This window comes from Bifidobacterium sp. ESL0745 (genome assembly GCF_029433335.1).
GTDB lineage: Bacteria > Actinomycetota > Actinomycetes > Actinomycetales > Bifidobacteriaceae > Bifidobacterium.
This window is the reverse complement of the sequence record NZ_JAQTHX010000001.1, coordinates 542108-566593: the sequence shown is the minus strand read 5'-3', so window position 1 is coordinate 566593 and position 24486 is coordinate 542108. Positions and strand designations below refer to the sequence as shown.

Annotated in this window: 17 protein-coding genes and 1 pseudogene; 5 read left to right on the top strand and 13 right to left on the bottom strand. The window is 54.9% G+C overall.

What is annotated here, in order from left to right:
- Positions 1-415 precede the first annotated feature (415 nt).
- Together PT275_RS02055 and PT275_RS02050 are read left to right on the top strand one after the other, a co-directional pair.
- Entirely contained in the window at positions 416-2173 is a 1758-nt protein-coding gene (locus tag PT275_RS02055) for an isopeptide-forming domain-containing fimbrial protein (RefSeq protein WP_277151885.1), read from the top strand.
- Positions 2174-2198: 25 nt separating this feature from the next.
- Positions 2199-3218 carry a class C sortase gene (locus PT275_RS02050; RefSeq protein WP_277151883.1) on the top strand — a complete coding sequence of 340 codons (1020 nt, stop codon included), beginning with the start codon at positions 2199-2201 and terminating at the stop codon, positions 3216-3218.
- 422 nt (positions 3219-3640) lie between these two features.
- Here the strand turns inward: PT275_RS02050 and PT275_RS02045 are convergent.
- The 9 genes and pseudogenes from PT275_RS02045 to rpoZ all read right to left on the bottom strand — a co-directional run.
- Positions 3641-5227, bottom strand: a pseudogene (locus PT275_RS02045) (proteasome accessory factor PafA2 family protein); the annotation flags it as partial.
- A 169-nt stretch (positions 5228-5396) separates the two neighbouring features.
- Complete coding sequence (gene arc, locus PT275_RS02040; protein ID WP_277153620.1) at positions 5397-6959, bottom strand: proteasome ATPase; 1563 nt, start codon at positions 6957-6959, stop codon at positions 5397-5399.
- A 137-nt stretch (positions 6960-7096) separates the two neighbouring features.
- Complete coding sequence (locus PT275_RS02035; RefSeq protein WP_277151881.1) at positions 7097-7951, bottom strand: aldo/keto reductase; 855 nt, start codon at positions 7949-7951, stop codon at positions 7097-7099.
- 222 nt (positions 7952-8173) lie between these two features.
- Positions 8174-9205, bottom strand: coding sequence for a methionyl-tRNA formyltransferase (gene fmt / locus PT275_RS02030; protein ID WP_277151879.1), 1032 nt, complete (start codon positions 9203-9205; stop codon positions 8174-8176).
- A 144-nt stretch (positions 9206-9349) separates the two neighbouring features.
- Entirely contained in the window at positions 9350-10060 is a 711-nt protein-coding gene (locus PT275_RS02025) for an HAD family phosphatase (RefSeq protein WP_277151877.1), read from the bottom strand.
- A 91-nt stretch (positions 10061-10151) separates the two neighbouring features.
- Positions 10152-12845 (bottom strand): primosomal protein N', encoded by a 2694-nt coding sequence (locus PT275_RS02020; protein ID WP_277151875.1) that lies wholly within the window; start codon positions 12843-12845, stop codon positions 10152-10154.
- A gap of 307 nt (positions 12846-13152) precedes the next feature.
- Positions 13153-14463 (bottom strand): class I SAM-dependent methyltransferase, encoded by a 1311-nt coding sequence (locus PT275_RS02015; RefSeq protein WP_277151873.1) that lies wholly within the window; start codon positions 14461-14463, stop codon positions 13153-13155.
- Between the two features lie 423 nt (positions 14464-14886).
- Positions 14887-16110, bottom strand: coding sequence for a methionine adenosyltransferase (metK, locus tag PT275_RS02010; RefSeq protein WP_277153619.1), 1224 nt, complete (start codon positions 16108-16110; stop codon positions 14887-14889).
- A 191-nt stretch (positions 16111-16301) separates the two neighbouring features.
- Positions 16302-16595, bottom strand: a complete 294-nt coding sequence (rpoZ, locus tag PT275_RS02005) for a DNA-directed RNA polymerase subunit omega (protein ID WP_277151871.1) — start codon at positions 16593-16595, stop codon at positions 16302-16304.
- A gap of 166 nt (positions 16596-16761) precedes the next feature.
- On the opposite strand from rpoZ, the gene ilvD reads away from it, so the two are divergent.
- Complete coding sequence (gene ilvD / locus PT275_RS02000; RefSeq protein ID WP_277151869.1) at positions 16762-18621, top strand: dihydroxy-acid dehydratase; 1860 nt, start codon at positions 16762-16764, stop codon at positions 18619-18621.
- A gap of 227 nt (positions 18622-18848) precedes the next feature.
- Here ilvD and PT275_RS01995 read toward each other — a convergent pair whose 3' ends face one another.
- Positions 18849-21137, bottom strand: a complete 2289-nt coding sequence (locus PT275_RS01995; protein ID WP_277151867.1) for an excinuclease ABC subunit UvrA — start codon at positions 21135-21137, stop codon at positions 18849-18851.
- 230 nt (positions 21138-21367) lie between these two features.
- The gene (locus PT275_RS01990; RefSeq protein ID WP_277151865.1) at positions 21368-21610 is read right to left on the bottom strand and encodes a hypothetical protein; all 243 of its coding nucleotides are present in this window, start codon (positions 21608-21610) and stop codon (positions 21368-21370) included.
- Between the two features lie 212 nt (positions 21611-21822).
- On the opposite strand from PT275_RS01990, the gene PT275_RS01985 reads away from it, so the two are divergent.
- Entirely contained in the window at positions 21823-22035 is a 213-nt protein-coding gene (locus PT275_RS01985; RefSeq protein WP_277151863.1) for a hypothetical protein, read from the top strand.
- Complete coding sequence (locus PT275_RS01980; protein ID WP_277151861.1) at positions 22032-22409, top strand: hypothetical protein; 378 nt, start codon at positions 22032-22034, stop codon at positions 22407-22409. Before PT275_RS01985 ends, PT275_RS01980 begins: the two co-directional genes overlap by 4 nt.
- Positions 22410-22486: 77 nt before the next feature.
- On the opposite strand, the gene gmk is transcribed toward PT275_RS01980, so the two are convergent.
- Both gmk and PT275_RS01970 read right to left on the bottom strand, forming a co-directional pair.
- Positions 22487-23107, bottom strand: coding sequence for a guanylate kinase (gene gmk, locus PT275_RS01975; RefSeq protein WP_277151859.1), 621 nt, complete (start codon positions 23105-23107; stop codon positions 22487-22489).
- Positions 23108-23583: 476 nt separating this feature from the next.
- Positions 23584-24417: a hypothetical protein gene (locus PT275_RS01970; protein WP_277151857.1), complete on the bottom strand. Its 834-nt coding sequence runs from the start codon at positions 24415-24417 to the stop codon at positions 23584-23586.
- Positions 24418-24486: the final 69 nt, after the last annotated feature.

Genomic DNA, 24486 nt, shown 5'->3' with positions numbered 1-24486 from the left:
CTAACGTCAAGCATCCAGTCAACCCATAAGACCAATGATAAAAATGCTGTCTCCTGCGATCCGTTCAAAATCATGCAGGAGACAGTCAAGGTATCGAATTTTGGTGAACTCGCTACCATTTTTTTATCTTACTCCCGGGGCGTAACACATATTGCATTTACCCCGACGATAATGGCCTGTCCGCCGAATATCAAACCAAACGCTTCCTGACCAATAAACGGGACCAACGCCTGCCATGGACACAACCTGTTCATCGGTAATACAAATTGTCGTTTTACAGCTACGAATGATTCCGTATGGCGGCCTCTCATTGGTTTCAGGAGTACTCAACCGATTTGCGAAAATCCATCGAGCAACGATAACGGCATATCAAAAATCCCTTATCTCATCGAAGAAAACAGGAGAGAACCTCCCCATGAAACACCTATCTGCAAAGAAACTCATGATTTCCGCTCTGGCTTTGCTGACCGGAACAGCCATGCTTGCAAGCACCGCGACAATCGCGTCGGCCACAGAAGACCAGCCCAACGTCGATTTCGACATTACCGGCGCCCAGGATACAATCAGCAACCACACCTTCGTCGCCGTCAAACTCGGCGATTACAACCTTCAGGACCCCGCACACAATACCATGGAGGTCGTCTCCGTGGGCAACACGGCAATCAGGAACGCGGCCTCCACCGCACTGACCGCGACCGACGCACACGCCCAGTTCACTGATCCCATCAGCTGGGTCGCGGAAAACTGGGGATTCAACCACGACACATCCGGACAGTCCCCCTATGCCGGCAACGTCCGTGATTTCATCCAGAATCTCGCCACCCAGACCGACATTGCCAATGCGATCTCAACTTCAACGGTTAAAACGACAGGAGGCGCAGCCGACGCAAGCGGGAATGCGGTTGCCCATTTCAACATCCCCAACGGCATCTATCTGATCGAAGACACCACCCCGCAACCCGATCCGAATACGGGTACGCTGCAAACCATCCCCATGCTGGTAAGCACCAAAGCCGGCAAAATGGTCGACGGCGCAAGCGTGAACCTGCCAGGTATGACTTCATCGGCCCAGGTGAAATCCACATATCTCAAAAAACCGGTGAAGAATGTGGACAGTCCGACACACAAAGTCGGCGACCCAATCAAATTCACCATCAATTCAACGGTTCCCCTCTACACCCATTACGATCCGAACACCTACATACTGCAAGTCAACGACCAACTTTCTGCCGGACTGACCTACGACTCGTCGCTATTGAACCCAACCGTGAAAATCGGCGATACAACGCTCACCACAGGGCAATATGCCCTTTCGGTGTTCAACCAGCATCAGGAACCGGTGTCCACCGTTGCTTCCAGCCACACCACAGCGAAGGGCGCCTCGTTCGTTTTCAACCTCTCCGCATATATCAAAGGCAAAATGAGCATTCAGGATTACAGTCTTGCCGGACAACCGATCGAAATCACCTACACGGTGGTGCTCAACGATGACGCAATCACCATCGATCATGGGGATTCCAAGAACAGCGCGACAGTCACCTACAAGGACAATCAATCCACCGACTGTCATGGGACCACCACCCCAAGCGTCGAAAAGCATGTCTACACCTTCAACTTCGCAATCAGGAAGATTTCGAAGTCCGAAGGCACGGTGCTGCCCGGTACCGAGTTCCAGATCTTCCAAGGCACATCCACCACACCGATGCCCATGTACAGCGACGGCAACGGAGGCTATCGTCCACCTCAGACTGGCGAGGCAAGTGTGGACAAGCTGGTGGTCCCCGCGAGCGGCACCATCACGATCTCAGGAGTCGATGCAGGCACCTACACATTGAAAGAGATCAAACCGACCGATGGCTACATCATCCCCACCGATTTCAAATTCAGCGTGACCATTACCCCGTCATTCAGGAGCGACCAGACGCTGGACTCCGTCAATTATTCAGCACCCGCCGATGACCTTTACGGCCTCGTTTCCAAAGACGACACCAATCCGCAGCTCTACATCGTCAAGAACATCAAGACCGTCATCGATCTGCCCAGCACCGGCAAAGCGGGCATCACGATTCGCATTATCCTCGGCATGCTGCTGGTTGGCGCCGGTGCAGGAATCTACCTCGCCGTGCGCAGAAGCCAACGTTCACATGTCGGCAAGAACGCGGCTTCCCGCTGATTGCAGCGCTTAAAAGAAGAATGATATGAAAACGGATGAGACCACGTCACCACCATCGATTTGCCGACGCATGTCGAGCAAACAGGTCGATGTGGTCTCATCCGATTTTGACGGCAATCCCATCAATAATGATTCATGGTCAGGCGGCGGTGGAACCCATGCACCGATCGCCCCCATTATTCTCAAGGCCTGTGCGATTGCGTTGATCGTACTAGGGATTTCCGCCATCGCCTATCCCCTGATACTCCAGCAAATATCCTCCAGAAAATTGGCGCACAACGCCGAAGTATCAGAAGTTCTTGCCGAATCCCAATCACCGCAACATCTGAAATATGAGCTGGAGATGGCGCATCGCTACAACACCGAACTTGCCAAGACCGGTCAACCATTTCTGGGGGAAATTCCCACGAACTCCCCATATTCGACAATCCCGGCATCATCGGACTCCGACCATGCCGGGGGCTATCAATCCCTGCTCGACCAAGGCGAAGGCATCATGGCGACGATTACCATACCCAAGATCTCAGTGCGGCTGCCGATCTATCACGGCACCGACGACGAGATTCTCGCCAACGGAGCCGGCCATCTCTACGGCAGTTCGCTGCCGGTGGGAGGTCCTTCCACACACGCCGTGATAGCCGCCCACACCGGCATGACCGACGCATTGATGTTCACCAGACTTGATGAGATGCGTATCGGGGACGGGTTTTCCATCAAATCGATGGGCAGGACGTTGTCGTATCGGGTCGACCGCATCAACGTCATCCTGCCCGACGACGACAGCAAACTCAGAATCGAACCCGGGCAAGACAGGGTCACACTCATGACATGTACCCCCTACGGAATCAACGACCATCGGCTTTTGGTCTCCGCAATCCGTACGATCACACCTGCCGAAACCAACGGCAAGAACACGAAAAGGACCGATATGTTGGAAATGTCCATCATCATCATCGCTGCGATCAGCTGTCTGACGATAAAATACGTGCAGACAAGAAACAAGCCCATCCCTGCGAAACATCACAAATACATAACCAGTCGCTAGTAGGTGTTGTCTTCACGTTCAGGCTTTCGGCATGGTCAGGACCGGAAGCACAGACAAACACGGGCCGAAACGAACAAAGACCGGCAAAGATCCAATTCTTCAAGTGTCAATGCAAGGGCGATGCCCGTTGACACTTATCTAACAGCAGTTTTAAGGCTGCGCAGCGTCTGTGCAGCTGTTTCATGCCGATGACCGCATTCGTTGAGGATTTCCCCGCAACGCTGCTTGGTCCAGCGCCTTGATTGTGAAATATCCAAGGAAAAAAGCTCTGGTCCTGAAGCTTCCATCACGTTTCCTTCCACATCGGTTAAGGGCAATTGACAATCACGCGAATTATCGGCCGGAACCTTTCCGATGTGCGCCTTTGCCGTTTGATGGAGGCCAGCCATGTCTTCATCATCATTATCCATACGGTTTCCATCCCGTACGGTCAGATGCGACCAAGACGCGGCGACCACTTCCTTGGGAAAACGCCTGATAATTTCGGCACGCAGCCAGGCACGGGTGTCTTCCGGAGGCTTTAAGGCGGCATGCTGAACCTCAACGTCGGCTTGGTCCTGACTTTCGTTCGGGCGTAGAGGTACACGCTGTGTCTGGGATTGCAGGCGAGCAAAAACCGAATGGGCGGGGTCCAGCGCGGCCCAACTCAAGTCAAGGGCCGCCAGCTTTGGGTCGGACCAATCAGCACCGATTTTGCGACGCAAACGTTCCAGCAACTGCCATTTGAGCAACCACTCCAAACGCGAGCCCTCGTCGGCCATCTTCAGCCGTTCATCATCGCTTGTGTGACGCACCGCCGCCACATCCATCAACGCCTGACGCCACATCGCCATGATTCGTTTGGTCGGCTCGTCAGGCCAAATCACCTCTCCCCTGCTGTCAGTGCCGTATGTCACGGCACCTTGCGCGGATACCGCAGAAAGCAGACGTATCTGAATCTGCCAGGCCGTTGTGTTTCCTCCCTGTTCAAGCGGCAGCTGCGCGGCAAGCGTCAGATCATGCGAAACAATATGCATGTCCTCAACGGGATCGACGAGCTGCAAATCGGCAAGCAGCTCATCAAAGTCGAACGCATTGTCAATTCCGAATATCTGTGGATTATCGGCACTATTCCCGGACAGATTGCCGAGTTCCCCTTTGTCGCCAGTATCGCCTGCAGTACCGTCAACATCGTTGCCAGAAATACGTGTATCCGCGCTATCGGCCTGCTCGATCAACCACAACAGCATGCTGGTCGTGCCGAGCTTCAACGTCTGCGGCACATCCATGCGATTGGCGTCACCGACGATGACATGGAGACGGCGATAGTCGCCGGTTACATGGGATTCGTCGCGCGCGTTGACGATCGGCCGGTCGAAGGTGGTTTGCAGGCCGACAACGGAATGGATGTAATCGGCGCGTTGGCTTAGCTGAAACCCGGCTTCCTCGCCTTTTTCGCCGATGCCGACCCGACCAGAACCCGTATAAATCTGACGCGAGACGAAATGCAGCGTCATCAACGCCGCCACCCGGTCGAACGGAACGTGACGGCGCATCATGTAGTTTTCGTGCGTCCCCCAGCTGGCACCTTTGCCGTCCACGTTGTTGCGATGCAAAACGATGTGGGAACCGTTGCGCTCATTGGCTTTCTGCGCCGCTTCAAACATGATCCGGTCGCCGGCATGGTCGTAAGAGACGGCCTCGAACGGGTCCATGGTCTCAGGCGCGGAATATTCGGGATGTGCATGGTCGACGTAGACGCGGCCACCGTTGGGCGCGATGACGTTGACGATCTGACGTTGTGGTTCGTCGGTGAGCATGTCCGGCCGAGCGGCGGCGCGAGGCAGACGGGTGCCGCGGGCGTCGTTCAATGGGTCTTCCTGCCGGTAATCCCAGCGAATATGCTGCGTTTGCGGGTTCGCAGCGCCACTGACCACGTCGAACGAAAGTTGTACAGGATTGTAATGGTCCGCTTCCATGTCCGAAACCGCGTATTCCGTTTCGGTTCCCATCATCCTATATACGCTCATTGGTATTCCCTCTTCAACACTGCATGTATTTCATCTGACACGAGCAAGCTTGGTTGAAACCAGCTTAACAGCCGCCCATATTCAGCCATTGACTATTCTCTGTCACGGCAAAAGCAGTCACTACACTCCAAATCAGAATGTCATGGACTTGCCGACAGCAGGATAGCCATTATTCAGCCGGACGAATACGCACCGCATGGCCGTCGGCGATGCCGTTGATCTTCGACCATTGCACCGGATCCGAATCCATCACCGAATCACTGGTTTCGTCAAACTCGTCATCCACAGCTTTCAGCACCGAATCGGCACCGATCTGAACGGACCGGCCAAGGGTGATCGAATCCTTGACGGCGTGGGTCTTGACGCGGTCGACGATGTTCTTGAGCATGGCGCCGCACATCACATCGGCCAAAGTGACCCTCGACCAACGGCCTTGCTCGTCGCATACGTCGCAGATATGCCGTTGTGGCCCGTCCGTATAGACACTGTCGACCAGGACCTGGGTCAGTGTTTCGGCGCTTTGTCCGGCCTGATATGGCAAATTACCGGTCAGATAGTGCGATACAATTTGCGCCGCCTGCTTTTTGTCCGGCCGATCGATGCGAATCTTGACATCGAGACGTCCAGGGCGCAGCACAGCGGGGTCGATCATATCGACGCGGTTCGAGGCACCGATGACCATAACGTTGTCAAGACTTTCCACGCCGTCAAGTTCGGCGAGGAACTGCGGGACGATGGTGGTCTCCACATCGCTGGACACTCCGGAACCGCGTGTGCGCAGCAGCGAGTCCATTTCGTCGATGAAAACGATGACCGGCTTCCCTTCGGCCGCACGCGTCCGCGCCCGCTTGAAGATCAGCCGGATCAGGCGTTCCGACTCCCCCACATACTTGTTCAAAAGTTCGGGGCCTTTGACGGAGAGGAATACGCCGTTGTCGGCATCGCCGCCGGAAAGCGCATTGGCCACGGCCTTGGCGATCAGCGTCTTTCCGTTGCCCGGAGGACCATACAGCAGTACGCCCTTGGGCGGGCGAAGATCGTAGCGTTCGAACAGCTTGCGGTGCAGGAACGGCAGCTCGACAGCGTCCTTGATTCGTTCGATCTGGGAATCCAGACCACCGATGTCATCGAAGGTGGCATCAGGCGTCTGTTCGAGCACCAAGTCGGTGGCGTTCTCGACGGGAAGCACTTCCAGCGCAAGTCTGGCCATGCCGTCCACCAGTATTCGCGCCGTCGGTTCGATGATGACATCTGCGAGCGCACCGGCCCGTTCAACCAGCGTGACATTGCCGGATTCGTCGGCGACCATCAGCCGTCCGTCGTCCAAAACCTGCTTGACCGTGCGGACGGTACCGGAAATCTCAAGCCCTCGTTGCTCGACCAACACCATGTTTTCGTTCAGAAGCACCGTTCTGCCACCGCCCAGGCGTGATGCGGACACGTTCGAGGCAACAGGCACAATAAGCCGACGGTTGCCAGAAAGCACTTCAGCCTTGGCGTGCTGTACACCCTGCTCATCGGTGCTGCACGAATCCACGCGCACCATGGTGGCGAAGTTCAACGGCGGCGCGGCCATCAGACCGAGCTGGGATTTGGCTTTCTGCAATTCTTTGCCGGCTCGTGTCAACGCCACCGCCAGTGCGTGGTTCTTGGCCCGCAGGTTGTCGTTTTCACGCGCAAGATCGTCGAACGTGTCTGCGTGCATAGAATCCGAATCGAAGTGGCCATTCATATCCGTGTTGCCTGTACTGCCCGGCTTGCCTGCATCAGACAGATCATTCGTCCTGTTTTGATCGGATGCCTGCCCATTGCCGCCTTGCTCACCGTTGCTCATCACAAATCCACTTCTCTTCTGCAATCCGTTCCGACTCAGTCCACGTCGAGCGGGATACGGTGAGTCGGTGCCGGATAGCGCTTGTCAAGCTGTGCAAGGTCTTCGTCGGTCAGCTCGATGCCGGCAGCAGCGATATTGGCACACATATGTTCAGGGTTGGAGGTCTGTGGAATGGCCAACGTGTTGCCATCGCGCACAGCCCACGCAATCAACAGCTCATACGTCGAAACGCCGTGCCTGGCCGCTACTTTACGGACATCGGGATCGGTCAACATACTGGTGTCGAGATTGTTGGAAAGTCCGCCGACGGGGCTGTAGGCAATCAGCGGAATATGCTGTTCATGCTGCCACGGCAGCAGGTCGTATTCAATGCCACGCGACTCGATGTTGTAGAGGTCTTCATTGGCTGCAACATTGCCGCCGGCCGGAAGCGCCACCAATTCCTGCATATCCGGGATATCGAAATTTGAAACGCCCCAAGCGCCGATCTTGCCGATGGAACGCAGACGGTCGAGTTCGGCCACCGTCTCTTCCAGCGGAATAGGGCCGCGCCAATGATAAAGATACAGGTCGAGATGATCGGTCTGCAGACGTTTCAGGCTGGCATCGAGATGGTGTTCCATCACCGTCTTGGAAGCATTCTCCGGCTTTACTTTCGAGATGAGGAAGATATCGTCGCGGTCGAACGGTTGCAATGCCTCGCCCACCAGCATTTCGGACTTGCCCTGACCGTAAACCTCGGCAGTGTCGACTGCCCTTGCCCCGGCTTCGATACCAGCTTGGATTGCCTTGAGCTCTTCATCGTGCTTCCCCGGCTCGCTGCCCATGTGCCATGTACCGATGCCTACCGCCGGCACCGATTGCCCTGCGATATTGATTTCCCTCACCATATGCCTCCTTTGTGCATATCCACGCTTCTCAAGCGTGGTCCCGTTGCCTTCATCAAGCAAGTTTACGGGCACTTCTTAACATGAAATCATATTTACGAAATAACAAGATTGCACACAATCGAATATACGGCATCAACCGGCACAATCGAAAGAAAAACCGGAAGCGACAGATTGCGCACACCGCACTACCGAATCCGGAAGCAAGGCTATCCCAATAAGCGGTCAATCGGCATAGGCATCAGCCGACAAGCGCGCGCCACGGGCCCAGTCGGCAGCCCGCATCGCCTTTTTCCCTTGGGCTTTGACCTCTTCGAGCTCGATCGGAGCCGTGGCCGTGCCGATCCATACGTGTTTTTTGCTGGATGCCAGCATACCCGGTTTCAGCCCATTTGGCACTTGTGGGTCATCGGCGGAGGCAGGGCGAGCCTTCAAGACATGGAATGGTTCGGTGTCACCCATATCACGTTCGGCGCTGGATGAAACCTCGGAATTGTCACCTTCTGTTTTTCCATTGCCCTCATCCGAACCTTTCGGATGCAGCATGCACCAAGCCCCTGGTTCGGGCGTACAGGCTCTGATCTGGCGGTCGACGGCGAAAACCGGTACATCGAAGCGGATGCGCGCGTCCTCATGGGTGATTTTCCTGGCTACCTCATAGGCTCCCTGAGGCTGTTCCCGGAGAAGAATCCTGCCCTCGGCCATCGCGGTCAAGGCGGAAGCAAACAGGTGCGAGCCATCCTCGGCAAGACGTGAGAGAATATCCCCGGATGTATCGTGCGCACCAATCTGACAAGTTGATTGGGCCAGAATCGGGCCGCTGTCCATGCCCTTGGTGATCTTGAATACGGTTGCGCCGGTGATGGTGTCGCCTCTCCAGACGGAACGCTGCACCGGGGCCGCGCCGCGCCACTGTGGCAGCAAGGAGAAATGGAGATTGTACCAGCCCATTGGTAGTGCGCCCAACACAGCTTCTTTCAGAATCTTTCCGTAGGCGACCACCGCCCCTGCTTCGGCACCCGTGGCCTTGAGCTCAGTGATGAAGGACGGTTCCTTGGGGTCACATTCCAGAACGGGGATGTCCAGGTCCAGCGCGGCCTCTTTGACAGGGCTTGGCATAAGCCGGCGTCCACGGCCTTGGGGGGCGTCCGGCCTGGTGAGCACTGCGACGACTTGAAAATGCTCCTTGTCACCCGCCAGTTCACGCAACGCGGGAACCGCCACATCAGGCGTTCCAGCAAACAAAACTTTCAACATGGAGACTCCCCACTTCTTTTCGACAAACTCGAGCGAATACTATATCAACGGCGTCATTATCGTAACAGAAACCGACAAATACCAAAACAGCAATAAGAAGGAACCGAAATCATTCCCTGAAAGGCGGGAAACAATCGGGGATACTCAGCCGATAATGCCGGGAATAACAATACCTTGTCCTTTAAGCAGTTTTCTCAGGTTGCAAGCATCGGTGAATTTCACACCACGAATACCGGCGGAATTGGAACCGACGATATTCATGCCTTTGTCATCGACGAAAAGTGCGGTATCGGAGGGAATATCAAACCGTTTCAGCGCAAACTTGAAGATGTCACAGTGCGGCTTGCGCAGCTTGACAAAACCAGAGATCACTGCATCATCCAAGCTGCTTAGAATCGGGTACACTTCCTTAGCTGGCGGGAACAAATCAGCAGACCAATTGGAAAGCCCCCATACACCGATACCTGCGGCTTTCAGATCGTTGACCATGACACGCATCCCCTCGACCGTGCCCACCAGAGAATCAAGGAAGTTCTCAAGATAATACTCGAACATACTGGTCCAAGGCTCACCATATTGCTCTCGCATGGCGGCAATGGCTTCAGCCTTGGTGCCTCCCATATCCATGGCGTCACTGATGTCGCAAAAACCGGAATTGTCATTATCAAGGAACTTGTCGGTCAGTTCCTTCGAATACCTGGGCAGCAGGGCGGCCTGTGGCTCCCAATCGACCAACACATTGCCAAAATCGAAAATCACGTTCTCGATCGGCTTACCGGCAGCACCTTTTGCCTCGTCACCAGACACAATCACGTTGCTTTCCATTTCCACATCGCCCGGCCAGCTGCTTTTCATAATTCCTCCTTGAAGACTGTTCAATTCCGCCGTGAATTCCATGCTCCCACGCAACGGCGACGTAAGCGAGGCCTAACCCGGCAGAAACTTGTCAGATCAAATCCTTGGGATCAAGCTGGAAACGCAACTCACCCGGCGCGCGCGTCGCGACATGACGCGCTACTTCGCTATGAAGCCGTTGCGCCAGTTCCGCGCGCAAACGCTGCGGCACGCGCACCACCGCCTTAACGCGGTCATGGGTCGCTTCCAGTTCGCGCGCATCGACCGTTTTGGGCTGTGCAATGGGCACCGGACCCAACACGGCCGGAAACTCGCCGACCTCGGTTTTGATCTGGCTCCAATCGCCTGTCAAGGCGCCGATACGCTCCAGTGTGGTCATCACCGCATCGCGACGCCCCCAAACGCAGGCAACGGCGAAAACCGGTGAAAGTCCCGTTTCCGCGCGTTCATCCAGCTCGTCTGCAGCGAGAATGCGCGAATCCCACTGAATGAGCGATTGCGCGATGATTGGGTCAGTCTCCCCAATGAGGAGCACCTGTCCGCCGTCTTCACGGCAAGCGCACATCGAAGCCGCGCGCATCCAGGCAGTGAGTGCGTCGACACGGGCATCGACACCGGGCGCGTACAAGCTCGTCCATGCGTCGAGAATGGCCACCGCCTGATAATGACCGGCTTTCCCATCCCCCGCCTTCACGTGCGGTTCGGCCTCCGGCGTGGCGATGACAATCAACGGCCGGTCAGGTACCCATTCGACGATGCCGTTCGGCTGAGAGGGGCTGGAAAGCACCATCGGGATATCACGGAACAGATGCTGCAGCTGAGCTGCCGTCCCGGCGGCGCCGACACGCACCACGCTCATGTGCTTGCAATGGCAATTCGGACAAGACCAGTTGCTGGCCGGAGCCCCGCACCACCGACAACGCGGCGCTCCAGCACGTACTTGTTGCAAAGGGCCTGTGCAACGCGGGCATCTGGCCTGCTGATGACAGTGCGAACAGCTGAGGACTTCGGCAATGCCGTCGTGCGGAATGGAAAATAGAATGGGGCCGTTTTCCAAGGCTTCCGAGAGTACACGAACGGCGGTGTGCGGTACGCGGGCACCGATGGAAGGGTCGGTCAAGCGGGCCAGTTCGTCGAGGTTAAGCCAACGAATCCATGGCGAGGCCTCTTGGACTACGGCCGGCAGTGGATGCACCGCCGTACTGAAGCCGCTGACCGGCGTTTCACACACCTCTACGCGATACGTCGGCACAACGGAAAATATCGCGTCATCCGCCTTAGCCTGCGTGCTTGTTTCTTCTCCGTTTATCGGGTATTTTGCGTGACTCGCGCCCAGCGGATACATTTCGCCGGTCTCCAATATCGGTTCATGCTGGGTCTGAGCCGAAGCCAATGAGGAATCAGTGGCAATAGAAGCTTCCTCGTCACCGGTTGCGTTTCCTTTGGCAATGACGTTTTTCGCCGTATCGCTTACAAAGGCAGACATATTCGCGTCGGTGACCTCAACGTTTGCAAACCTGTTTTCAGCAGCGTCAACAACGTCATCCGCGTTTCCGATGGTCTTTGTCATATCGGCAATAGCGTTTCCGGACGTTTGCGCACTGTCAAATCGTGATGATGACTCGGAATCGGCAGTGTTATTCATCCGAGAAGAATCCAATGACGGATCACCATCAGGTGCGACTTCATTCATCCTGCCGAAATCCGCGCTCACCTCCCATTCGCTGATGACGCTGCGGGCATTGGCGATGGCCATGAACGTACCGCCATGCAGCTTGGCGCGAAGCCGCAACACACCACGAGCCGCAGCATACGGCATCATACCGTCGGCGTTCTGGTAAGCGGCATCTTCAAGGATGGCGAATAGTCCCGGCCCCTCGACGGGTGCGTACATCGCAGCCCTCGTGCCGATAACGCAACGCACCTGTCCGCTCGCGGCCGCAAGATACGAGCGATAGCGTTCGGACGGTGCCATAGCTGCGGACAGCAGGTCGAAATCACCCTCAAAGCCACCATTGGCGGCGTTTATCTGCCTGAACGGTTTCAAACCAAATCGTCGCAGGGCCACGGCGACATCATTGACTTCGCGCATGGTCGGCAGGACCAACACGGCCGTGCGCCCCGAATCAAGGGAAAGTGACGCCATATACGCCAGGTCATCGGCCCAACGCCCGACTCCGGGCAGGGCATCGACCACAAATGACGTGAATCCCCCGCCGCGCAGCGCATTCTCAACAGCCACAGCCTGGTCATAACTCGCCCTCATCCGCTGTGAACCCCGTTCAAGTTCCCCTTTATCCAGCCTCACGCGGCCACGGCTACCGACCCATGTCCCGGACATGGCCAAATGCTGTTCCTTGTCCACTTTGGCAACCCGAGGCGGAACGGCCAGACGAAGGATATTGGCTCGCGTACCACCGTATGCTTCCGCAATCGCCGTAATATCGCGGCGCATCGAGCCAGACACAAGCACATCGGGTGTCATGACCCGTTCGATATAACGCAATGCCGATGCTGCGGTATGGCTTTTGGCGACACGAGCCCAGATGATGCCGTTGACCCGTCTGCCGCCAAAGCGAACCCGTACCATGACACCAGGCTGCGCTGTTTCCGAGAATTTCTCGTCGATGAGGTAGTCGAAGGTCTGTCCCAGATGAGTGGCCTGCACGTCCAAGACGACTTGCACGATGGGATTGACTGTAGCCGGAGTATGGGTGACTGCCTTGCGGCGCTTTCGCGGGGCCAGCCCTGCGAGCGCCGGTTGCTGCGCCTGTGGTTCACTCATGATTCAAGGATAGCAAGGCCTCGGATTGTTGAAAACAAAAGCTGACACCATACTATCATTCCTGATGTCTGACGGCAGAGAATGAACGAAATACCACTCCGAAACGCGCATTTCCTGCCGTTACTTTGAGATGACGGCATAAAATGCACGAAATTTGGTCGAAAAACGTGCATTGTATGCCGTTGAAGACTAGGTGACGACTACTAGCGATGTGCCACGGAATTGGGTCGGAGCCGACGGACAACAGGAAACGAAAAGGGCCACATGCCAAAAGCATGCGACCCCATCACACCGAATCCGTCAGACCTCAGATCTTGGTCGGCTTGACGGTCGAATCCTCGACCCACCACGGACGCAGCGGATAGGTGTCGGTCATCTTCTCGTCGTCCGGACGCACGCAGAGGAACTGGTGGATCTGGATGTTGTTGAGCTCGAAGTTCAGCGCGCAACCGGCCATGTAGAGGCCCCACAGACGCGCCTTGGGCTCGCCCATAAGCTCGACGGCGCGGTCCCAGCCGGCAACGAGGTTCTTGTTCCAGTTGTGCAGGGTCAGCGCGTAGTGCTGACGCAGGTTCTCCTGGTTGACGACTTCGAAGCCGGTGTCCTGGATGACCGTCTCGATCTCTCCTGGGGAGGCCAGCTGGCCGTCGGGGAAGATGTAGCGGTCGATGAACTCGCCGGCGGACTTGCCGGTCATCGAGTTGACGCGGGTGATCTGGTGGTTCAGGAGGCGGCCGTTGGGCTTGAGCTTGTCGAAGATCTCCTTGAAGTAGGAGGGATAGTGCTTGAAGCCGACGTGCTCCATCATGCCGATCGAGCAGATGCCGTCAAAATCGCCTTCGGGCACATCGCGGTAATCCATCTGACGGACTTCGGCGAGGTCTTCGAGGCCTTCGCGCTTGATCCATTCCTGTGCCCACTTGACCTGTTCGCCGGCCAGGGTGACGCCAAGGACCTTGATGCCGCGCTGAGCGGCGCGGACTTCCATGGAGCCCCAGCCGCAGCCGATATCAAGCAGACGGTCGCCGGGCTTCAGGTTGAGCTTGTCGAGCACGAGGTCGAGCTTGCGCCATTCGGCATCCTCGAGCGAATCCTCGGGCGAGGTGAATACGCCGCAGGTGTAGGTCATCGAGGAACCAAGGAAGAGACGGTAGAACTCGTTGGACTGGTCATAGTGATAGCTCACGGTGGCCTCATCGCCTGCCTTGGAGTGGGGCATCAGGCCTTCGGTGCGTCGCTTCCAGCGGCTTGGGCCTTCGATTGAAGGGGCTTCAGGATGACGGATGCCATGCGAATAGACGGAAGCGACGATACGCGCCAGATCGGCGGGACTCGGTTTCCTCGTATCCGGCTTCAGCGCTACAAGCTTCTTGAACACCTCATACGGATCGCCGGGGATAAGTTCCGGAGAAGCGATATCGCCTTGCAGATAGGCACGTGCAAGGCCGAGATCATTGGGATGATCGACCATATAATAGACGGCGCGCGAATTGTTCACGGTGATGTGCAGCGGGGCGTCCTGGGGCCCGAACGAAGAACCGTCAAATGCGGTGATGTTGATTTTCCCATTGTCCTCGAGGAACATTGAGACCATATCGGCTACGGTCATAGCGGCCATGCGCAACCTCCAAAATAAGTGCAATTGATGCATTTTCCTGATGCAAAATCATATTCAGCCTATTGCCCAGTTACGACACTGTAACGGTTTTGCTGCGCGTGAAAATTTACTTCTTTTATCATGGTTCCGTCCCTGTTGGCGCGCCAAGAGAACCAAAAATCAAAGATATCAACTCAAATCTATGGGAATGGATCCTCTTGGCGTGCCAAGAGGATCAAAAATTGAAGAATCGAACCGAAATCCGTAAAAAACGGGTCTCTTGGCGCGCCAAGAGGGTCAAAAAATGAGATATAGCCGAGTGGAATCGGAAATCCATCGCCATTACTCTTCAGAAATGAAATTTGGCCATATCCTACATAGCAGGAGCTGCAGAATATGGCCAAAATCGGACATTCAAAAAAGAATAGAATCAGTTTACGTCTTTCAGCTCTCGGCGATGGCCGCCTTGAGCTCGTCGACCTTGTCGGTGGCCTCCCATGTGAAGTCGGGATCGGTGCGGCCGAAATGGCCGTATGCCGCCGTCTTCAGATAGATCGGGCGGAGCAGATCAAGCTCGTCGATGATCGCCGCCGGTCGCAGGTCGAAGACCTTGCGCACCGCTGCCTGAATCTGCTCGCGGGTCACGCCGCCGATTTCGGTGCCGAAGGTGTTGACGTTGACGCTCACCGGATCGGCGACGCCGATGGCGTAGGCCACCTGCACCTCGACCTTGTGCGCAAGCCCTGCGGCGACGATGTTCTTGGCCACCCAACGCGTGGCGTAGGCCGCGGAACGGTCGACCTTGCTCGGGTCCTTGCCGGAGAAGGCGCCGCCGCCGTGGTGGGCCGCCCCGCCATAGGTGTCGACGATGATCTTGCGGCCGGTGAGTCCCGCATCGGCGGCAGGTCCGCCAAGGATAAAGGAACCGGTCGGGTTGACCAGCACACGGTAATCGTCGTGGCGGATCGAAGTGCCGCACACCTCTTCGAGCACCGGCTTGATGACGTGCTCCTGCAGCTGCTCCATGAGCCAATCATGGCCGACCTCGGGGTCGTGCTGTGTGGAAATCAATACGGTATCGACGCGAACCGGGCGGTCGTCGTCATCGTATTCGATGGTGACCTGCGTCTTGCCGTCCGGACGAAGATGTGGAACGATGCCCTCCTTGCGGACCTGGGCCAGACGATATGCCAATCGGTGGGAAAGATAAATCGGAAGCGGCATCAGCACGTCCGTCTCGTCGCAGGCGTAACCGAACATGATGCCCTGGTCGCCGGCACCCTGCGCCTCGTAGCGTTCCTCGCGCGAAACCGCTGATTCCTGCTCGGGGTTGAGCCGGTCGACACCCTGGTTGATTTCGGCGCTCTGCTCGGTCAGCGAGACCAGCACACCGCATGAATCGGCGTCAAGGCCGACTTCGGAAGAAGTGTAACCAATGTTCTTGACGACATCGCGCACGATATGCTGGATGTCGGAATAGCCGGAGCTGGTCACCTCACCGAAAATAAGAAATTGCCCGATGGCGGCCGACGTTTCCACCGCCACATGGGAATGGGGATCCTGACGAAGCATATCGTCAAGGATTGCATCTGAAATCTGATCACAGACCTTGTCCGGATGCCCTTCGGTAACCGATTCCGCTGAAATCAGGCGACGCTCTTTTGTCACTTCTGTAGACACAGTGAACTTCTTTCTTCCATGCCAGAGCCGCATAGCGGCTGACGTGTATACATACGAAAATTCACTGTACGCGCATGTCCCTATATCAACAAGACTATCGCAATATAAATATGAATATCGGTAGCAAATAAACAAAAACCCGACTCCTTGAACGGAATCGGGCTTTTAAAGAACGGAAACTAGTCGATGCTGCCTTCGCTCAGGTCGTCCTCGCCGAGGGTCTCTTCCAGGAGGCCTTCATTGATCTCACGGAAGGCGATGGAAAGCGGCTTCTCATTGTTCTGGTACTCCACCAGCGGGCCGACGTTCTGCAGAAGGCCTTCGTTGAGCTGGGTGAAATAGGAATTGATCTGACGGGCGCGCTTCGCGGCGAAAATCGACAGCGAATACTTGTTGTGATCGGAATGCTCCATCAACTGGTCGATCGTCGGATCGGCAAGACCGCTCGGTGTAGGCTCGGTGCCAAATGCCATATTGTTTGCTCCCTAAAGAAGAATAAAGCTACTCAAATAGTCAAGTATACGCGGATACTGCGATTTCACCATGGTTTTATGTGATCGGCCGAGAAAAATACAAAAAATACGTTCATCATTTGGTCGCTATTCGGCAAATACGAAACGGATGAACTTATATAGAATCATGCAAATGCGCTCACATAACATCATGACCGGCCGCATGTTCGCCGGTGCCCGAGCACTCTATCGCGCCGCTGGCGTGCCAGGGAAAGACTTGGGTAGAAAACCGATCGTCGCCATCGCCAACTCGTTCTCCGAGTTCGTGCCTGGCCACGTCCACCTCAACAAGGTCGGACGTCTCGTCTCGAAAGCCGTCGAAGAAGCCGGCGGTATCCCCCGCGAGTTCAACACTATCGCCGTTGACGACGGTATCGCCATGGGTCACACCGGCATGCTCTACTCGCTGCCGAGCCGCGACATCATCGCCGACGCCATTGAATACTCCGTCAACGCGCACTGCGCCGACGCCCTGATCTGCATCTCCAACTGCGACAAGATTACCCCCGGCATGCTGATGGCCGCGTTGCGCCTGAACATCCCCACCATCTTCGTCTCCGGCGGCCCGATGGAAGCCGGCGAAACGACGCTGTCCAACGGCAAGACCGAAACCACTGATCTGATCGACGTGATGTATGCTTCCGCCGACGACAACGTCTCCGACGAAGACCTGCTCGCCTATGAGAAGACCGTCTGCCCCACCTGCGGTTCCTGCGCCGGCATGTTCACCGCCAACTCGATGAACTGCCTGACTGAAGCGCTCGGCCTTGCCCTGCCCGGCAACGGCACCACGCTGGCCTCACACGGCTATCGCAAGCAGCTCTTCATCGAGGCCGGCAAGAAGATCGTCGACCTCGCGCACCGTTACTATGACAAGGACGATGAGAGCGTGCTGCCGCGCGCCATCGCCACCAAGCACGCCTTCGAGAACGCCATGACCATGGACGTGGCCATGGGCGGTTCCACCAACACCGTGCTGCACATCCTCGCCGCCGCCCAGAGCGCCGATGTCGATTTCACGCTCGACGACATCGAACGCATCAGCCACACCGTGCCTTGCATTTGCAAGGCCAGCCCCTCTGGCGACTGGGAGATTTCCGACGTACACCGCGCCGGCGGCATCTGCGGCATCTTGGGCGAGCTCGACCGCGCCGGCAAGCTGCATCGTGACGTGCATTCCGTCGATTACCCCGACCTTGAATCCAAGCTTGACGATTGGGACATCATGCGTCCCACCTGCCTTGCCAAGGCCAAGGAACTCTACCGTGCGGCTCCGGGCCATATCAAGTCCCCCGAACCGTTCACGCACGAAACGCTGTCCGATTCGTTGGACACCGACCGCGTCAACGGCGCCATTCATGACATCAACCATCCGGCAGTCAAGGAAGGCGGCCTTGCGATTCTGCGTGGCAACCTCGCCCCTGACGGCTGCGTCGTGAAGACCGCAGGCGTGCCTGAAAACATCTGGAAGTTCCGCGGCCCAGCCCACATCGTCGAGTCCCAGGAGCAGGCCGTCGAAGTCATCTTGGGCGACAAGCTCAAGAAAGGCGAAGCACTGGTCATTCGTTACGAAGGACCGAAGGGCGGCCCGGGCATGCAGGAAATGCTTTACCCCACCTCGTTCGTCAAGGGCAAGGGCATTGGCAAGGACGTCGCGCTGATCACCGATGGCCGCTATTCCGGCGGTTCGTCAGGTCTCGCCATTGGCCACGTCGCCCCCGAGGCGGCGAACAAGGGGCCAATTGCCCTGATCAAGGATGGCGACATGATCGACATCGACATCCCGAACCGCACCATCAATGTGGAGCTCACCCCCGAGCAGTTCGAGGAGCGCCGCAAGGAACTCGAAGCCGGAGATGGCTACGTCGCCCACCGCGACCGCAAAGTTTCGTTGGCCCTCAAGGCCTACGCCGCCTTCGCCCGTTCCGCGGACAAGGGTGCTACTCGAGACCCCGATCTTATCAATAAGCTCAGCGGTCTCAAGTAGCCTTCGCGACTTTAACGGTCGCTCACCTCACCTACGGGGAGTCCACAGGACTCCCCGCTTCACGGTTCGGCCCGAAATCCTGATCTCATCAACAAGCTTTCAGGACTTGCGTGATGCACTAGCAGTTTAGCAATCAACTAATCGCAAGTGGTCCCGTATATGACTTGATTCATATACGGGACCACTTTTACGGAAATATCAACTACATTTTTATTCGTATAAACGCCCTAGAAGAACAAAGCTGACAGCGCTTGGCCGGTTTTGGAGCGTGGAACCGAACATGAACCGGCAGGTGTGCCCTCGTACATGATTTCGCCGCCATAGCGGCCGGCATCTGGACCCACATCAATAAGCCAATCGGCCTGACTGATGACGGCGAGATTATGCTCGATGACAACCAACGTGTTTCCTTGGGAAACCAACTGCCTGAATAGGTCAAGCAACTTGTCCGTGTCCTTCAGGTGCAAGCCGGCAGTCGGCTCGTCGAACAGATAGACCGCGCCACTCTTGTTCAGTTCGAAGGCCAACTTCAGGCGTTGCAGTTCCCCACCAGACAATGTGGTCAACGGTTGGTCAAGCGAAAGATAGTCAAGCCCGACTTTACGAAGGTTATCCAGTTTCGTCGCGATCTGAGGCTCTCCGGCGAAAAAGGCATCGGCGTTCGCAACCGAAAGACGAAGCACTTCGGCGATGTTCTTCCCGTGGTAACGGTAGCGCAAAACGTCGGGATTGTACCGCTGCCCGCCACACACTTCGCAGGTCTGCACCACCGGGTCCATGAACGCCATATTGGTGATGGTCACGCCCTTGCCTTTGCAGCGCGGACATGCGCCTTTGCCGTTATAGCTGAACAGCTGGGTGGAAACATGATTGGCCGCGCCAAACAGTTTTCGGATCGAATCGAGGATATCGAGATAGGTGGCCGGCGTCGAGCGAATGTTGACGCCGATCGCCCCTTGCGAAAGGTCGACGTATTCGGTGCCGTTTTTGTCAAGTTGCTGCCTGAATGCGGCGACTAGCGAGCTTTTGCCACTGCCGGCAACGCCAGAGACCACTGTCATCACACCTTTGGGTATGCGAACGCTGACCTCTTTCAGATTATTGGTTTTGGCGTGGTCAATCTCGAACCAGCCCTGAGGCTGACGCACCTGGGGCCATGCAGGTTTCTGCCTGAGATATTGCGCAGTCATCGCGTCAGAATCCATCAGCTCAGCATAAGTCCCCTGAAAAGTCACCGTTCCGCCTTCGGCCCCGGCTCCAGGCCCAATCTCTACCACGTTGTCCGCGAGGGCGATGACCTCCGGGTTGTGCTCGACAATGAAAATTGTATTGCCTTTATCTTTAAGCCGACGCAACGCCTGCACAATCAGCTTAATGTCATGCGGATGCAACCCGACGCTAGGCTCGTCGAGCACATAGAGCATATCGGAGAGCGAACTGGTCAGATACTTGGCGATTTTAATGCGCTGCGCTTCGCCGCCCGACAACGTGCCGGTCCCTCGGTCGAGCGTGAGATACCCCAAACCGATATCGACCAGCGATTGCACCTTGGTCTTCAGTTCCCGCACCACTTCGGCAGCCAAAGGATCGGTGACGTTGTCCAAGAATTCCACGACATGAATCAGGTCCATGTGACTTACTTCGGCGATATTGGAACCATTGATGGTGACGCCGAGCACTTCCGGTTTAAGCCTTGTGCCATGGCAGGCCGGGCACGGCACATGTGCCACCACTGCGGCAATGGCATCCTTATGCTTGCTCGCCTCCTTCTTATGCAGAATCGAGCGACGGATACGCGGCACAATACCCTCGTAGAGTGCGGTCTTGTACCAGTTGGCGGGCGGATTCTTGAGTTTCTGCTGTGGGGCGTGCATCAGCAGGTCATACTCTTCAGGAGTGTAGTCCTTGATCGGCTTGTCGTTGTCGAACAGACCGCTGTTGACATAACGCCGCCACCGCCATGTGTCCGGCCCGAAACTCACGAAAGTCATGGCCCCTTCATTGAGCGACTTGTTCTTGTCGATGATCTTGCTTTCATCGATATCGTCGATATAGCCCAGCCCCTGACACTTCGGACACATGCCTTGTGGGAGATTGAACGAATAGGTGTCGGAATAACCGATGAACGGTTTGCCGATGCGGGAAAACAGCAGTCGCAACAGCGAATAGATTCCGGTGTATGTTGCCAGCGTCGAGCGCGCATTCGAGCCGAGCCGCCGTTGTTCGATGACGATGGCAACCGGAAGATTGTCGATGCGCTCAACCGACGGCTGGCCGAACTTCGGCAGGTATTGCTGAGTGAAACTCGGAAACGTCTCATTCAGTTCTCGCCGAGAGAGCGCCGCGACAGTGTCGAAAACCAGCGAGGATTTGCCGGAACCAGACAGTCCGACAAACACGGTGATTGCATGCTTGCGCAATGTAAGGTTGACATGTTTCAGATTATTCTGCGTCGCACCGTGCACGACAATGACGTCGTTGCCCAGATTCTGGTTCATAGACTCGTACTTGTTCATTACTCCTGGTCACTTTCCATGCGTCGACGTTCCAACCGCTCGATAAGTTGCTTGGCGAGCACAACAAGCTCTCCGAACTTTCGTGATGTGCTAATTGTTTGGCAATCTGCTAATTGCAAGTGGTCCCATATATGATTTAATCCATATACGGAACCACTTTATACAGAAATATTGATAGGTTATCGTTCGTATCAAACTATCAAATGCAGATATCTGCGAACAGACCAAAACTATCCTTCACTCGTACTCGCTGAATGCTCGGCTTCGTGCTTCTTTTTGCCTTTCCACAAGTCTTCTGCGACATGCACAATCACCACGACCACAGCAAGACCTACGGCCTCGAACCAGAGCTTCGCATCCGCCAATGCCGCCATGAGATTGCCATGATCAAACCAGAAAATGCCCAAAACAAAATAAGTGACAAGGGTGATGAGGAAATATATCGCGTTCTCTTTCCAGTCAATGTCTTTCATAAAGGCAACCTTCAACCGTCGATGTCGAATCCAATCACCGCAACACTGCCAAACCGAATAAATCAAGCATAAACGAAGAATAGAGAAAAAGCCAATTCTTTTGAATAGTTATGCGTTGATGTTTTACCGTCACAAAATTCCGTCTACTATCCTAGACATAGATTTGTCAACCCAAATTGACATAAGCTTGTCTATCTTGCTATACTAACTCTATGACAAAACGTCAGGCACTCATCAAGGAGATACGGGCACAGGCCCGGAAATCTGGCGTGCCTTTCAGTTCAAGTCAGGGTGGCAATCATGAACTATTGCATTTAGGAGATCAAGTCATACCTATACCTCGGCACAATGAAATTCGAGAAAATACAGCTTTACGAATTCGCAAGGAATGCGAAGAAAAACTCGGTAAGGATTGGTGGAAATGAGCACGGTCTATCAGGTCAACGTGACCAGGGATGAAGATGCATGGCTCGTTGACGTACCTCAAATTGAGCGTGTCACGCAGGCCCTTAATCTGCAGGAAGTGGATACCATGGCCCGCGACCTCATCCATATCATGACTAATGAACCATTAAAAGACATCAAACTGGACGTCCACATTGAGCTTCCTGAGGCCGCACAAGCCTGCGTAACTGATGCCAACCGCGAACGGGCTCTGGCGGAGGAAACAGAACGCCAAGCCAAACTCAAAACAGGTCTTGCTGCCAAAACACTTCACGAAATGGGTCTTACCCTACGCGACATCGGCAAAATGCTCGGTATCTCGTACCAGCGGGTTCACCAGTTGGTCAAGGCTTGATTTAGAAACCTGATGCTAGATAAACCGGATAAACCGCGCAAAACAGATAAACAGACTAAGCCGGTTTAGTAAGCCGTTTACTTTGCGATGCCGTATTCCTTGGCGATGACGCCCCAGAGCTCGTCGGCGGCGCGGTCCACGGTGTCGTTGACGATTTTGACGTCGAATTCCGGCTCGGCGGCCAGCTCGACTTTCGCGGTTTTAAGGCGCTTTCTGCGCTGCTCCTCGTTCTCCGTGCCACGTCCAATCAGACGCTTGACCAGCTCGTCGTAGCTCGGCGGCGCGATGAACACCGAAACGATTTCAAGGTTGAGTTCGGCGGCACGTTGCTTGACGCGACGGGCGCCCTGCAAATCAATCTCAAGAATCGTCGGGATGTTCTTGGCGAGATGATCAAGCACTGGCTGCAGCGGTGTGCCGTAATGGGCCATGCCATGCACGACGGCGGTCTCAAGGAACCAGTTGCGCTTCTCGCGAGCGACAAACTCATCCTCGCTCATGAACCAGTAATTCTTCCCGTTAACTTCCCCCGGCCGCGGCTCACGTGTGGTGGCAGACACAGAAACCCAAACTTCGGGATGTTTGCTGAGCAGATTTGCCTCGACAGTTCCTTTGCCGACGGCAGTAGGTCCGGTCAAGACAATAAGGCGTCCTTTATGCGACTGTTTCGTTTTCTCGTTTCTGACATGCTCGCTCAAGATATGCTCCTCTCGATGGACTCCAGTCTACTTAAGCCCGCGGAATGAGCTTGCAAGAACAATTAGTAGTTCCAAACTGACCTTCATTACAATTATTGAGAATCAGTATCAAGTCATAATTGCAAACGAAAGGCGTAAAGTCTCTAAGCCGCATAGTCAGTGTAATAAAACAAAAATACCACTGGCTTTACTTCTTAAACCAGCCCAGTTCCGACTGCGATTCCGATATTGAGTTCATCTGCAGCACATTCGTTGACGTCACGGTTGAACAAATCAATAAGGTCAAAAAGCAAGAATCAACTTTCTGCTTACGATAACGGCTACTATTCGTTATTTCTGTGACATCTAGAGCAAATCCGTCATTGTTGCTCACACAACTCCTAACCTAATGTCCCCTATCCGGTTGTTACCTAGCTATTGCATCTATGCAACAACCGGCTTCCCATAGAATTCTTCTAAAAACCTATCCCTGATAATCACATTCTTTCTATTATTTCACCACTCACATTCAACGGCATACCCTTTTCTTCGGTAATTCCAGCTGTACCTATGGAGTCAAACGTCGGCATTGTGGGTTCAGGACTTCCTGCCGTGCTCATTCTTCCAAAGAAGAAACGACCATCCCCAGTAAATCCTGTGAATTGCTTGTCGTAAATGGTTCTGCTTTTAATCTCGGACCCACTGTAAGTAGTCCCGTTCTGTTCAAGTTCTAGCCGGATTTCATCTTCTTTGTTTTTGGATTGCGACCAGTATTTAATGTTTATCAATTCACTAGCTACTGCGTTACCAGAAGAATCGGTTCTTACATTAAATGTAACGTCATAAGGCTTTGGCTCAATATATTGTCCTTTCGCCCCGTGTGTCGCCTTGTCAAAAGAACCCTTCGACAGTTCTTTCACCTTAGTTAGAAGCTGGTCTTCAGAAACTCCTTTAAAATCACCAAAGGTAAAAGCGGTTCCAGAAGCTCGATCCTGCCAATTTTTATATGTTGTTACCTTTCCATGTTCAAAGACAAAAATCGCATCGGGATGAAAGTCTTTGCCAATATACGCACTTTCAGATGAGTAAAACCAGATAGTCTGCTTGCCATTGAACATTTGCGAAAAAGTCTGAGATTTCGCTGTTTCAGACTCATTTTTCTGCTTATTATCAGAATTAGAACTGGACTCAGGCTCGGTTCTTTGTCCATCGGGACTAGCCGAAGACCCGTCAGCACTGCCGCTATTCGATCCACAAGCAGACAGACCTGCGAGCGCGATCACAGCACACAACACCGATGCCGCCACTCTTTGTATAGTTGAATTCTTCATTGTAATTCCTTTTAGATATTTTTATTTATTGCTAATCGCAAACAGATAAGAATGTGCAGATGCATGCCA